Consider the following 13,155-nt stretch of genomic DNA (forward strand, 5'->3'; position numbering starts at 1 on the left):
GGTGGTTTTTTGTTTCCCACGCTTCGCGTGCTCAACCGGCTAAAGCCATAATGAAAAAAAGCCGCGGGGGGCGGCTTTTCTGCAAGGGAGCGGCTACTCCTCCACCTTGCTCGGATTCAGATTGTTCCGGTACTACCGTGGGATAATCCCTCAATATTATTACATATATTTACATTAAGCATAAAAATATTAATATTTGGTTAAATAGTATTTGTGGAGACACATCAATATTACTATTATTGGGGCAGCGCTTTAAAGGTAAAAGAGATAACCGCCTGCTTTCGTTTAACCTTCAGCACAAGCTGGAGACGGTAGATCTTCTCGCCCCAAGCTCCGCGCAGCTTACTGTCATCCAACAGAATTGGCGTGAAGCTGGCTTCCAGCATACTGGCATCGTAGCTCAACGAGACTCCCGGGCCGTTCTCATGCCGCAGTATAATCCGCCCCTCCTCCAGTTGGGGAACACAGCAGCTCATAAAGGTCCAGGCAGCGGGAACAGTTGCCGATCCAAGGCTGTAATCGTCCGTTAGCTCAATATAGGCATCCCCAGGCCGGTGGAGGGTCACGCATCTCCTCCAGTACACTATATCAGCCTCAATGGGATATGCCTTAACCATATCCAGGAATATGCAGGCTTCCGAATCTGTTAGAAAGGATTTCACATCCTGAGCCATATAATCCCGTCCGGCCAGTTGCCCAAACCCGTTCACTATAGGAACGTTATGGCAGCTCGATCCCATGGTCCAGATATCATACCGCCGGGGGCTGAAGGTTTGAGCCGTATACACTCCCACTCCAGGGTCTATCAGAACAGGACGCCCATCCAGATAAACGGAGATTTGGCCGATATCATTATGATTGTGGCTTTCATCGTTGTGCCCGCCTTTAACCGCTACGTACAAACCCTTGGAAGACCCGGCTTGCTCTCTGGCGGTCATCACCTGAACTGCGGGCAGCCAGGCCTCCTGGGGGTAAAGCTCGATGGCCGAAGGCTCCTTTTCCGACACGCTGGTAAACATTGCAGCCAACTCGCGAAAAATAAATACCGGACCGGTTTTGACACTTTTTGTGCCTGTTCGTCTGTTCAGTCCATATATCCCCAGCGCTTTCATGGAAGCATCGCCCACTCTTCGCCCATACCGGTAGATGAGAGCATAATCCGGGGATAGCCTGGCTTCTCCGTCGGCAAAATTTACATAGTATCCGTCATCGATAAACATCTTGCAAATGTATTGTCCCAGCTTGCCGATAAGAGGTTTATCATAAATATTTAATGCTCCATCGGAGGCCAGATAGAGAAGCTCCAGACAATCAAACAGGCTCCCTGCCGCCATACTCCAATAAGAGGCTCCCTCGTCACAGCCGCCATCAGAATATTGAGCGGCCAGATAATGGTCAATGCTGTCTGCAATCTTCTGCAGCAGTTTCTCTCTGCGCTTCCGATCCTTCTCCAGCAGCAGGACGGCAGTCAAGCAATTGGAATTGCACCACGGATTCCAATTGTTTGGTTTCGCTCCGTGAAAGCCCATCCACCAAAAATCATCCCTTGCCAGATAGGGGCTCAAAATACGCCGGTCCACCTCTATGCGCACCCTCTCCGCAATAAGAACCGTACAGGCGTCCAACTGTTCCTTCAACAGATATACGATCCAGGACAACAGAGCTGCCGTATTGGAAGCAAATAAATCGATAATCGGCTCCTCTGTTTGGGGAAGTCCCTCTCCTCCCCGGACGGACATGTACAAATGGGCAGGAATGCACCAGGAGCTTTCCTCACAGATGAGCCATACGCCATTGATGATATCCTCCAGAAAACGCCCCTTGCCCTCCAGACATTCCGCAAGCACAAGCGAGGTTAGAACGCTCCGGCGCTGGAAATAAACAGCTTCGAAGGCACTGCGGTTGCCATTTCGCCTGAACTGCAGATAATCCCCTGCCGTTATGAGCGGCCATGGAAAGTTAATCAACTCCTCCGCTTGACACAGCCATTTTTCCCGCAAGCTCCCTGGAACGGTTTCCCATGGCCTTCTGTCGCCGGCCCTGGGGAAAGGAGCCAGAGGCTCCTCCATAAGCTTTCTCCGGCAAGACTGGGGAAGTGCTTCGAGACATGCTCTCAGCATAGCCCATCATCCTTTCCCGTCAATCTTTCTTTATCCCTTCAGGGAGCCGATCATAACACCCTTGACAAAATATTTCTGAACAAACGGATATACACACAAAATCGGTACAGTCGCTACCACAATAAGCGAATACTTCAGAACCGCAGCAACTTGCGCATTGGCCGCCTGCAACTCGGGATCTATAATCATAGTCGGATCAAACTGATTCATAATGAGAATTTCCCGCAGAATGATCTGGAGCGGATACAGGTCTCTATTATTCAGAAACATCAGGGCATTAAAGTACGCATTCCAGTGACCGACCATAGAAAACAGGGCAATGACGGCCATAACCGCCTTCGACAAGGGCAGGACAATGGAAAAGAAGTATCTGGCATCACTGCAGCCATCTATCTTGGCCGCATCCAGGAGTTCATTGGGAATGGAGGACTGGATAAAGGTGCGGGCAATAATCATGTTGTAAACCGATAAAGCGCCAGGCAGGATCATTGCCCATCTTGTATTCAGAATACTTAAGTCCTTCAACAGAATGTAAAAAGGAATTAGACCTCCTCCAAAAAACATGGTGAATGTAAAAATGAACATAAACAGGTTGCGGCCCTTCAAGGTACGCCGTGATAAAGCATAGGCGCATGTCATCACCATAGAAACATTCAGTATAGTGCCGACCGTTGTATAAAAAATGGTGTTCAGATACGCGCCGACAATATCCTTATTCTTAAATACCGCTCTATAGCCTTCCAGGGTAAACTCAACGGGCCATAGCATCACCTTCCCCGACGATACAGCGCTGCCCGAAGAAAAGGATGCCGATAAGACATAAATCAACGGGTAAGATACAAGAATGAGCAGTATAGTCAGCAAAACGCCTGAAATAGAGAAATAAATGCGGTCGGAATTGGAGTATCTGATTTTTTTTCCTGTCGCAGCCATCTGCCTCTCTTCCTTTCCGCAAGCTACCAAAGACTGGAGTTGCTAAATTTTTTGGATGCCAGATTAACCGTAATCAAGAGTGCAAAGTTAATCATGGAATTGAACAGGCCGATAGCCGTGGCAAAGGAAAAATCCCCTGAACCGATGGTCATGCCCACCTTATAAACATAAGTTGAGATCACTTCACTTTTGGAAATATTCAAATCATTTTGCATTAAATATACTTTTTCAAAGCCCACATCCATGATATGTCCCACATTTAGAATAAGCAGAATGGTGGCAGTCGGCAGAATGGAGGGAAAATCGATATGCCGCACTCTCTGAAAACGTGAAGCTCCGTCAATCTGGGCGGCTTCATGAAGCTCCTCGTCCACAGAGGACAACGCAGCGATATAGATAATGCTGCTCCAGCCTATACCCTGCCAGATTCCCGACCAAACATACAGGTGCCGGAAGGCCTCCGGCTTGCCAAAAGCATCAGGCAGCATAGAATCGGTAAGAAAGGTATACAATGCTCCGAAGGCCCCTGTCCTGGGATTGAATAGTTGTATAAGCATCCCGACAATGACCACAGTGGAAATAAAGTGGGGCATGTATGAAACGGATTGAACCCATTTTTTGAATCTTTTTCCTGGAAAGGAATTGAGCAGCAAAGCCAGAATAATCGGCAATGGAAAGGAAGCAACCAAGACATAAAAGGACAGGGCAATCGTATTCCAGAAAATTGCAGAAAACTGGTACGAGTCAAAAAAGCGCCGGAAATTATCAAAGCCGATCCATTCGCTGCCCCAGACACCCAGATTAAAATCATACTCCTTAAAGGCAATTTGCACCCCTGCCATCGGAATATAGGCAAAGATCATAATGAACAAAAGCGAGGGCAATAGAAACAAGTATAGCTGCCAGTTCTGCAAATAATCCCTCTTAAAGTTGGATGATGTCATCTTGCCTCTCCACCTGTCTGTCATAGAATTGCCGCCCCAATTTACTTGTCACGGTCATATGCGGCTTGAGAAGCTGCAATATAGTCAGCCAAGCCCATCTTCTCCAATTCTTTAATATAATTCTCCCATTGGGTTATCGGCTTATTCCCGGTAATAAAGGCTACGGCGCTTTCATTCACATAAAGATCAATGGTCGTTTTACTGTTTGCAATCTTTTTCAGTTCATCAGGACTGAAGTTAAAGCTCGAAATCGGATTTTTAGGAAAATAAGGCACATAAAGCTTGTTATAGATAGGCTGCCAAACAGGGGTTGCCGTAGTATCTCCTTTTTTGATTGTGCCTGTTTCCTTGGCCGTTTCTTGGGGCAAATAACCGGGCGCCATTTGATTCCAATGTTTGTTTTGCGGATTGTTCCAAATCTGCGGTTTTAGAACAGCGTACTTGGCTTTGATTCCTTCGCTTTTTTCGAAATCTCCTGTATATTCGGCAACAATGGCAGGATCATCGCTCCAATCCACACCCTTCTCCCCATAGCGGCTCACGTAGGAAGGTCCAGCTCCCAGCAGGTAATCCCCCACTTTAAAGGCAAGCTCGGGATTCTTCGCATCCTTGGTAATCAACCACAATTTATCCGGCAATGTGGCATTCCGTGGGGAGTACGCCACACCCTTGGGTCCTTTAACCGGAGCCAGAAGAGTCATCTTGTTTTCCAACTGAGCCGGATCAAATGCGCTATAGCTCCCGGAGGCTACAACACCGGCCATACCGCCCTTCACATTAATCAGAGCCTTCATTTGAGTCTGATCCTGCGTGAAGCTTAACGGCGACAGCAGCCCTTCCTTCACCAGCTTGTTCATATACTCCAGACCCTCCTTCCATTCAGGCTGGGTAAACGCAGGCGTAACCTTCCCATCCTTCAGATAGAAGAAGCTCCGGTCCGGATTGGCCTCAATGAACGAATTCATCAGGAATACCAAGGGCCTTTGCGCCCAACCGTCCTTGGAGCCGATAATGCCGATTTCATCCTTCTTGCCGTTGCCATTGGCGTCATGATCAACAAACGCTTTCATCACTTCGTACAGCTCGTCGGTGGTGGTGGGAGTCTTCAGCTTCAATTTCTCCATCCACTCCGCGTTAATCCATGCCCGGTTGGGTCCTTCATTCCAGTCCAACGGTATATATTTGGGAAGTGAATACACACTGCCGTTGGAAAGCTTCATTTTGGTAAAAACATAATCTTTATCAGGTATTTTGTTGAAATTAACAGCCAGGGACGAATCCTTGTAATATTGATCAAGTTTTACAATAACCCCTTTGTTCGCGTAATCATTAATGGTTGTGGAATCCAAATAGAAGTTAATGATGTCAGGCAGTTTCTCTCCGGAAGAAATCATCAGGGACAGCTTGGTTTTGGCCTCATTCACATTGCTGGGCAATACTACAAAATCCAAATCAACATTCATAGCGTTTTCAATCATCTTGGTAAAGTAGTTTGTTTCATAATCCTCTACATTGGGATTGGCGGTTACAGCTACTGTTAATTTCTGTCTAGCCTCCGCACCGGTGGTAGCTGAGGGACTCGTCCCATCTTGTTTGCCGCCATTGGTCTGGCATCCGACAAGCAGACTTCCTGTTAATGCAATAGCAACTGAGCCCCAGCCGATACGCTTTGCCCTTTCCTTCCATTCTCTCTTCAAACTCAACGCCTCCTTTTGTTTTCAATACAACCTGCTTTTGTTATCGGTAACCGCTTACAATATATCGCTTTCCCCAAATTCATGAAATAGGCATTTCCTTTTTCCCCTGTCATCCCGTCAGATTGGGCACTGTCAGTTTACTTCCGGACCCCCAAATCGTAAGAATTTCTGCAATTATTTTCTGTTCATCTCTCTCCAGGCCGTGGGAGACACAGCATGCCTCTTGGAGAATGCCCGATAAAAGGTGTTTTCGCTGCCAAATCCACACAGCTGCAGAATTTTCCCGTTGGAGTAGTCCGTTTCCAATAGCAGCCATTCCGCATGATTCAAGCGGACTTCCTCAATATATTTTCCCAGGCTTTTGCCGGTCTGCTCCTTGATGAAGGAAAACACATACTTCTCCGAAATCAATAAATCCGCGGCAATACTGCTTGCTGACAAGGTCACTGTCCCGTAGTTCTGTCCGATATAAGCGAGAATATCCGCTCTGAGCTTTTCATTATTGCTTTTCTTGTTCATTCTGACATATTCGCTTATGTTGAGCGCTGTTTGCTTCAGTTCATGGAACAGCCGAATGGTATCCTTAACCTGGTCATACTTGGGCAATGCCAACCCCCATTTTCCATCTGCCAGAACCCCTTCGTCCGCAATCATTCCCAGAGCATTGGAGACCGCCTGTCTAAACAGAAAAAATGCCTGAAGCTGCTCCTGCTCATCGGCATGCAGCCTGATCATGTTGTTGATGCTATCCGCAAACATCCGTTCCACAATGGTTTTTTCTCCAGACAAAAGAGCATCGTGAAGTTTGAGCAACAGGGTCATATCGAAGGTTTGCTTATCGGTCTGTTCCGGAATCACATCAAAGGTGTATAACCGGCCAGATATCACATTCTCATTCATACTCAGGGCATATTTGGCCTGTTGATAGGCTGTTTTTGCATGCTTGATGCCGCTCGTAATCGGGCTAAGCCCAATGCTGATTATAACAGCCTCGGCATTATCCATAATTCTGATAAGCTCCGACAGCTGCTCCCTTATTTTGTCCAAATGGACATTATCATCAAGAAAGAGAATAAATATTACTTCATCGGAATGAAAGTTGACCACAGCGTATTCATAGCTGATTGCCGACTTGAAGTTTTCCTCTATCCGGATAATAAAACCTTGTTGAATCGAACGCGTGGCTTGGCCGGATTCATGATGCCGGAAGCCGAGCTTTGCGATACAGAAGCGGTCAAACCGATTTCCGAAGTAGCTCTGCGCTTCCTCCAGCTCCTGATTTGTGTGGACACCGAGAATAAGCAGGTGCTTAAGCACGGAATTTTTCACAGAGCTGTTCAAAGTCTCGATCTTATCCAACTGTTCTTGATTGATGGTGCTTATTTTGGAAAAGGCATTATTAATATACCGGTATTCATTGCCTGTGTTGATCATGGTATTGGTTGACTTGGCCGCTGCTTCCAGCAATCTCTTCAGCCATAACGTTTCTTTCATCGAAAATAGCATCGACAGGATAATAATGACGAAGGTTCCGATTACAATATAGAGTGTAACCAATTGGAGAATGGAATTTACATTTTTCTGAAATGCGCTCATCGGAATGCCCACCACGGTTTTCAGCCCAAGCTTCTTCGTTGTGTAGGTAAGCGTCATGAATTTTCCCGAAGGCAGGGTAATTTCATCCAGGTCGGCGGAGTCCTCCGGTTTCTCCCCGTTGTAATTATGCGCAAGCAGCAGGTTGTCTGCGCTATCTGTCATGTACATAAAATGACTCATATAGTCTTCTTCATACATTACACTGCGGAGAATATCCGCCTGGTTCAAAACAATCCCCATTACACTTTTTTCGTCCGTACCATAAAAATAAGAATTGCTGAGAATTACGGTTATTCCGTCGAAATAATCGCGGCTATAGTATGTTGAGAGCGTTTTCTTCGCGGGCAGTATCCTGACGCCTTCATTCTTTTCGAACAACATTTCATGAAATTGGCCAACTTCCATACCGGAATATTGAAAGTACTGTCCGTATGCAACCCGGTAGTTATCCGAAGGCGTGTAGTTCGAAATAAACACCGGGTTATTTCGGAACGCAATGTAAACATTGGACAGCATATCCTGGGTCAAGGAAAGGCTTTTCAGCTTGGTGTGCAGCGTATTCATGTCCACGTAATATTCGGGTTGAGGAAATCCCTCCAGAAAGAACAGCCTTTTGAACGAGTCTTCTTGTCTTAAAATATTGGTGATCTCCTGGGCCTTGATGATCTGGGCTTCCAGAAAATCCATCCCCTCCTTCAACCTAAGCTGGCTTTGTTCAATGGTCGATTGTTTGGCCAAGGCATAGGAGGTATAGAACAACGGTGTAATCATAAGCAGCAAAACAGCCAGCAAAGAAAAATACTTCAGCAAACGCTTGGCTAAAATCATCATGATTCCGCGGCCTCTTTGTCTATCCAATAAAAATCCCCCTTTAGCAAAATTCCTGACTGCCCTTTTCTTTGTCTCATTTTATGTTACTAAATTAACAGACATTTGTGTACAAGAATTATACGGCTGGATTAAGATGTCCCCTTCGCTAAAGTTGATCCTGCCGCCGATTAGCGGTACACTGGTTCCATCCATCAGACAGGCGGTGATTCCAGTGGCCTTCGGCGTGAAACGCCCTGAGCTTGAGCATTGGAAAGAAGCGGTCTCCCGCGGGGAGATCGCCTTCCTGACCCACTACTGGACAGACCCCCGGTTCCCCTCCGTCCGCACCGTCACCAAGGTAGGGTGCTCCGACCGCAAGCGGCTGGCGGAATGGTGCCTGCGCCACGGCCTGAATCCGGCCTATATTCATGAGCATTCCTCCTACCCCCACTTCGACCTGCTGGGCCCGAAGCAGAAGGAAATTCTGGAGAAGGAGCAGCTTCACGACCATATCCGCCGCTTTCGCCTGTGAACGGGCGGAAGGGCCTACGCGTTTATTTCTCATCCCCATACCTTTCTGCCATAGCGGCCATCAGTTGCCTGATAGAACGCTTTTTCCTCATATCCCATACGAGCCGCCCTAAACAGTACATCCATGAGCTTGTGTTGGACTTTCCCCGCTTGCCGCGGATCTTGCACCATCTGAAAAGAGGTTGAAAAACGAGCCTGATTGGGAATAAGTGGACGGGTCCCAAAACATATAAGGAAGCTTTATAAATATTTTATAAAAAATATACTTAAAATGTTTATAGAAGGAAAACGAATGGTATATTGGGGTTGCAGCCGCAAATTAATGTAGCCTTCACCCAACAATACCGGAGGTTCCTATGAGACAGACGGTTCGGGATATTGCAGCAAACAAAGGCATTTTCTTCATGCTTTTTATCGGATTCCTGTTCACAATATTACCCACGCAAATCGCCATCTCGACCCAACAATATTACGATGAACAATTCTACCATTCCAAAAACGGATTTTTCAAATACTATTATTCCGTGCAACTGACCAATATCCAATCAGTGGGGTTGGACAAGCTTCAGGAAATTGCACAAGCTGCTTACGAACAATCTAACGTAATAACAAGCGATATGAGCACACTTATCCCGAAACTCGGCTATGCCAAGGTTACCGGATTACTGAACGATAAACTATGGTCTCCCCCTTTAATCGATGGTGCAGCCTTGCAGCCTGATGATTCCGCTTCTGTTATAGCCGGAAAACTGATTTCCAATACCATAGGAACGCTAACGCTATTTGACCGGCAGTATCAGGTTAAAGGCGTTGCCGGTCTGAATATGGGGAATGAGTATAATTTAAATGTTTATGTATTTCTTCGTGAAATGCCGGAAGCATTAAAGCATCAAATTGAAAATCAAAACGCGATTCAGCTCATTGTCCGCTCCAACCGGAATCCGGAGAATGAAATCAACCGTTTTATGTCACAAATGAAACAGTTTAACCCGGAGGTTAACGCAAAGGTAACGAATGAAGGACCAAACTACAAGAAAGAAAAAAACACAAGGGATAGCGTAAAAGAAATCCTCAGTTACCCCTATAAGCTTGTGCTGATCGCACTGATTAACTGCATCAATGTAAGCTACCTTTGGATTTTCCTGAAGAAAAAAGAAATCTCCTTGAGGAAAGCTCTTGGCGCCGGAAATCTCAATCTGCTTCAGTATATCGTGAGCCAATTGTTCATATGCGCCTCTGCGGCCGCAATTTGCTCGACCATCGTATTATGGCTATTGAACCAGCTCAGCGCCAATATTTATAATCTTACTTATTATTACGTGGGATTAAACATGAACAGTATTGCCATCAGTATCCTGATAACCGTTGCCATAGCATTCGCTACTTCTGTTATACCGCTTCTTCATATTATGAAAATCGAACCGGCCAAGGCGTTGAAGGAGTAAACCTTATGCTGAAATTAAAAAGCGCAATCATGGGTCTCAAAAAACGATGGATATTTTCATTGCTTCTTCTTATTCAAATTACCTATGGTTTATCCACCATAACGGGCTCAGCCAATGTATTCTATAACTTATATTATCTTAGCCATCAGTCTGTGCTGGATATGAACAGTACCTATCTCGTTATCCCTGAAAAGTTCACCGGCGTACCGGATAGCAGAAATGTAAATATGGAGCGGGTAAGGGAAATTTACGAGGATTTGGATAATCATCCCAACGTAATCGGATATGGTACTTATGAGGAACAGTTTATCTTCCTGGATAACGTTGCGGGAAATCTCCCAGGCAAGATGGCTAAGGAACTGACTAAATCGCATTCGCATATCGGCATCAATGGAATCGTTGTAGATGAGAATTATAGCCGGACCTTTAAACTTCCATTAGCAGAAGGTAGAAGCTTCGAGGAACAGGACTTTACAACAAATAGCGCTGGAAAAATAAATGTCCTGGTTGGCCCTTATTTTCAATCTTATTTTAGAACTGGCGATATAATAAATGACCAGTATGTGATCATTGGATTTTTGCGTGACCAATACATCGTTAACAATAATATGTCCAACTTGTACCTTAAACTGGATAAAGCGATGATCCTTCCTATGCCTAACGACAGGACTACTAACCTGGAATCCATGTTCGGAAGATTAAACAATGGCATGATTCTAAAGCTGCGTGAAGGTTCAAATCCGGAGGAGTTCAATCCAATTCTCCAGCTTCCGGGGAATGATTCATTAACCTTGAAAAATTTAGGCGAGTATGTACGCCACAATATACGCGCAAATGCTTATATGGAACTTCCTCAACTCATACTTGGCGCAGCCTTTATGCTCTTCTCAGTCATGGGAATCCTGGTAACAACAATTGTCTCTATTTTGATCAGAAAACGGGACTTCGGTATTAAAATGGTATTGGGTGAAAGCAAATATGGGATTTACAGCCAAATTGCACTGGAGAATTTTCTTGTTGGCATAACGGGCATGGGGTTATCGCTTCTGCATTTCAAATGGAAATTCAACGGGTTGATGCAGTATGCAAGCAGCCTGGATTTAGCAAGTCCGCTAGACTTCAAACTGAATGTGGTCATTCTTTTCCTTGTATTTCTGATTCTCCTTTTGATCATGGTTATATCGAATTTTATTGTGTTTTGGTTCGTTAGCAAGTTGGAGCCAAAAGCAATGATTGGGGGAATGGAATAATGGAGTTAATCCAATTAAAAAATATAAACAAGGTATACGGAAGCCGGAATCATCCTACATATGCCTTGCATGAGATCAATCTGAATATCCACCGCGGAGAAATGATTGCCATTATGGGGCCTTCAGGCTCAGGAAAAAGCACTCTGCTGAATATATTAGGGTTGATTGATTCACCAACGGAAGGCGAATATGTTTTGGACGGCAGGCCTCTGGCCGAAATCCGAAAACGCAGCATGCATAAAACAAGAAATCAAATGATCGGATTTGTTTTCCAGTATTTTGCATTGCTAAAAGATTATTCTGTTCTGGAAAATGTCGTCCTCCCCCTTACCTATCGAAAATTACGCCATAAGGACCGGATTGCCAAAGCAAAACGATACATCCAAAAAGTAGGTCTGGAGGAACATACCTATAAAACTCCGGATGAATTATCCGGTGGGCAGCAGCAGCGGACGGCAATCGCCCGGGCTTTGGTGGGAGAGCCCGAGCTCATTTTGGCCGATGAACCCACCGGGAACTTGGACAGAAAAACAGGCGGAGAAATTATGAGCCTCCTTCAACAGCTGCATACAGAAGGAAAAACCATCATCATTGTAACCCATGATTTGGAAATTGCCCATAAATGCGACAGGATTATTGAATTGGTTGACGGAACATTAATTAAATGAAGCTATCTGAAACACTGCCGTCCCGCGGCAGATTTTGTCCACGTTGGAGCCGTTGATTCGTCGGAATCCCCATAGCCGCTCTCATTATCATTCGGTCAACGGTCACAGTTTCCATCATTTCCCCCCCATATCTCTCCGCCATAGCCGCCAGCAGTTGCCTGATAGATGACACCAGCTCGGCAGGCTGCAATACATAAGCCTCCATCCCCAACCCCATAAAATAATGGGCATAATATTCCATGTCCAACTTGGGAACCCGGCTTTCGATCCACCCGGTTCCGTCCTCCCGTTTATGGATGCGGGGTTGGGGCCACATTTCCGTCTCGCATCTCCGGCAGCCTTCCCGGCTAAGCTCCACATGGATGCCGACCATCTCCGAATCTCTGCCGTGGGCGGTCTCCCAATTTCCCAGGTGGACCTGCTCCACTTCCGGCTCCTTGGCTTCTTCATACGCGATCACTTCTGCCTCTTTAATCCGGTCGCAGCGGAACAGCCGGTAATCCCGCCGGTTCAGGCAATAGGCCGGGCAGTACCAGAAGCCGTTGCTGGCATAGATGCCAACGGGCAGAATATCCCGTTCCTCCACCCCCGCTTTTCCGTCATATCCCATACGAACCGCCTGCCGCTGGATCGCCGCCTGCAGCAGCACATTCAGGAATGGCGACGCCTGGCTTCGATAGGGCACCCGAAAATCCACCCGATCCCGCATCTCATCAATTTTATTGCGGACATCCTGGGGCATATGCAGGTAAAATTTTTGCAGGGCAGAGGAAATTTCCGTTTGGAAAGGGATATCGCGGTAATGCCGGAGGGCATGGCTGGCGAAAAAGACAGCAACCGCTTCCTCCTCGCTGAACGCAATGGGTGGGAGCATCCGCTCATTCAGCAGCCGATAGCCTCCATGGGGACCAACCTCCGAATACAGCGGCACCCCCAATTCGCCCAGCTCCTGCAAATCCCGCAGCATGGTCCGGGAGGATACGCCGAATTCATCGGCCAGCTCCTTCACGGTGAATGAACGTTTACGGTGAACCGTTAGCATCAGCTCCATAAGCCGTTTGGACTTGGACATGGGCAAGCTCCCTCTTCTTTTTAGGCTCTTCGCCGTTAGCGATGCAAACAGCAGTTAGTAGTCATTAAAACCTTTGAAAATCGGACAAG

At 46.3% G+C, this 13,155-nt stretch carries 10 protein-coding genes; 4 read left to right on the forward strand and 6 right to left on the reverse strand.

The features are described 5' to 3' along the window. Positions 1–236: 236 nt before the first annotated feature. The 5 genes from DQG13_RS29725 to DQG13_RS29745 all read right to left on the reverse strand — a co-directional run bounded on the left by DQG13_RS29725 (position 237) and on the right by DQG13_RS29745 (position 8,121). A complete protein-coding gene (locus DQG13_RS29725; protein ID WP_181593093.1) occupies positions 237–2,069 on the reverse strand; it encodes a heparinase II/III domain-containing protein in 1,833 nt (610 codons plus the stop codon). Between the two features lie 81 nt (positions 2,070–2,150). Then, positions 2,151–3,053 (reverse strand): carbohydrate ABC transporter permease, encoded by a 903-nt coding sequence (locus tag DQG13_RS29730; protein ID WP_113023826.1) that lies wholly within the window; start codon positions 3,051–3,053, stop codon positions 2,151–2,153. Between the two features lie 23 nt (positions 3,054–3,076). After that, positions 3,077–3,997 carry an ABC transporter permease gene (locus tag DQG13_RS29735; protein WP_113023827.1) on the reverse strand — a complete coding sequence of 307 codons (921 nt, stop codon included), beginning with the start codon at positions 3,995–3,997 and terminating at the stop codon, positions 3,077–3,079. A 41-nt stretch (positions 3,998–4,038) separates the two neighbouring features. Then, positions 4,039–5,694, reverse strand: a complete 1,656-nt coding sequence (locus DQG13_RS29740; protein ID WP_113023828.1) for a type 2 periplasmic-binding domain-containing protein — start codon at positions 5,692–5,694, stop codon at positions 4,039–4,041. 174 nt (positions 5,695–5,868) lie between these two features. After that, complete coding sequence (locus tag DQG13_RS29745) at positions 5,869–8,121, reverse strand: helix-turn-helix domain-containing protein (protein ID WP_113023829.1); 2,253 nt, start codon at positions 8,119–8,121, stop codon at positions 5,869–5,871. Positions 8,122–8,332: 211 nt separating this feature from the next. Between DQG13_RS29745 and DQG13_RS29750 the strand changes: the two genes are divergently transcribed. The 4 genes from DQG13_RS29750 to DQG13_RS29765 all read left to right on the forward strand — a co-directional run bounded on the left by DQG13_RS29750 (position 8,333) and on the right by DQG13_RS29765 (position 11,994). Further along, complete coding sequence (locus DQG13_RS29750) at positions 8,333–8,632, forward strand: hypothetical protein (protein ID WP_113023830.1); 300 nt, start codon at positions 8,333–8,335, stop codon at positions 8,630–8,632. Positions 8,633–8,987: 355 nt separating this feature from the next. Then, positions 8,988–10,076, forward strand: a complete 1,089-nt coding sequence (locus tag DQG13_RS29755; RefSeq protein WP_113023831.1) for an ABC transporter permease — start codon at positions 8,988–8,990, stop codon at positions 10,074–10,076. A gap of 5 nt (positions 10,077–10,081) precedes the next feature. Then, positions 10,082–11,326, forward strand: coding sequence for an ABC transporter permease (locus DQG13_RS29760; protein WP_113023832.1), 1,245 nt, complete (start codon positions 10,082–10,084; stop codon positions 11,324–11,326). Next, positions 11,326–11,994, forward strand: coding sequence for an ABC transporter ATP-binding protein (locus tag DQG13_RS29765; RefSeq protein ID WP_113023833.1), 669 nt, complete (start codon positions 11,326–11,328; stop codon positions 11,992–11,994). The genes DQG13_RS29760 and DQG13_RS29765 overlap by 1 nt, the downstream gene beginning before the upstream one ends. On the opposite strand, the gene DQG13_RS29770 is transcribed toward DQG13_RS29765, so the two are convergent. Then, positions 11,987–13,066, reverse strand: coding sequence for a helix-turn-helix transcriptional regulator (locus DQG13_RS29770; RefSeq protein WP_113023834.1), 1,080 nt, complete (start codon positions 13,064–13,066; stop codon positions 11,987–11,989). The two genes, DQG13_RS29765 and DQG13_RS29770, sit on opposite strands and share 8 nt — an antisense overlap. Positions 13,067–13,155: the final 89 nt, after the last annotated feature.

The organism is Paenibacillus sp. YN15, from assembly GCF_003285005.1.
GTDB lineage: Bacteria > Bacillota > Bacilli > Paenibacillales > NBRC-103111 > Paenibacillus_AR.

What these genes read in the sequence shown, in the direction of transcription:
- DQG13_RS29770 (WP_113023834.1), bottom strand. Translation starts at nt 13,066, where the DNA reads ATGTCCAAGTCCAAACGGCTTATGGAGCTGATGCTAACGGTTCACCGT.
- DQG13_RS29755 (WP_113023831.1), top strand. Translation starts at nt 8,988, where the DNA reads ATGAGACAGACGGTTCGGGATATTGCAGCAAACAAAGGCATTTTCTTC.
- DQG13_RS29725 (WP_181593093.1), bottom strand. Translation starts at nt 2,069, where the DNA reads ATGGAGGAGCCTCTGGCTCCTTTCCCCAGGGCCGGCGACAGAAGGCCA.
- DQG13_RS29765 (WP_113023833.1), top strand. Translation starts at nt 11,326, where the DNA reads ATGGAGTTAATCCAATTAAAAAATATAAACAAGGTATACGGAAGCCGG.
- DQG13_RS29760 (WP_113023832.1), top strand. Translation starts at nt 10,082, where the DNA reads ATGCTGAAATTAAAAAGCGCAATCATGGGTCTCAAAAAACGATGGATA.
- DQG13_RS29745 (WP_113023829.1), bottom strand. Translation starts at nt 8,121, where the DNA reads ATGATGATTTTAGCCAAGCGTTTGCTGAAGTATTTTTCTTTGCTGGCT.
- DQG13_RS29730 (WP_113023826.1), bottom strand. Translation starts at nt 3,053, where the DNA reads ATGGCTGCGACAGGAAAAAAAATCAGATACTCCAATTCCGACCGCATT.
- DQG13_RS29735 (WP_113023827.1), bottom strand. Translation starts at nt 3,997, where the DNA reads ATGACATCATCCAACTTTAAGAGGGATTATTTGCAGAACTGGCAGCTA.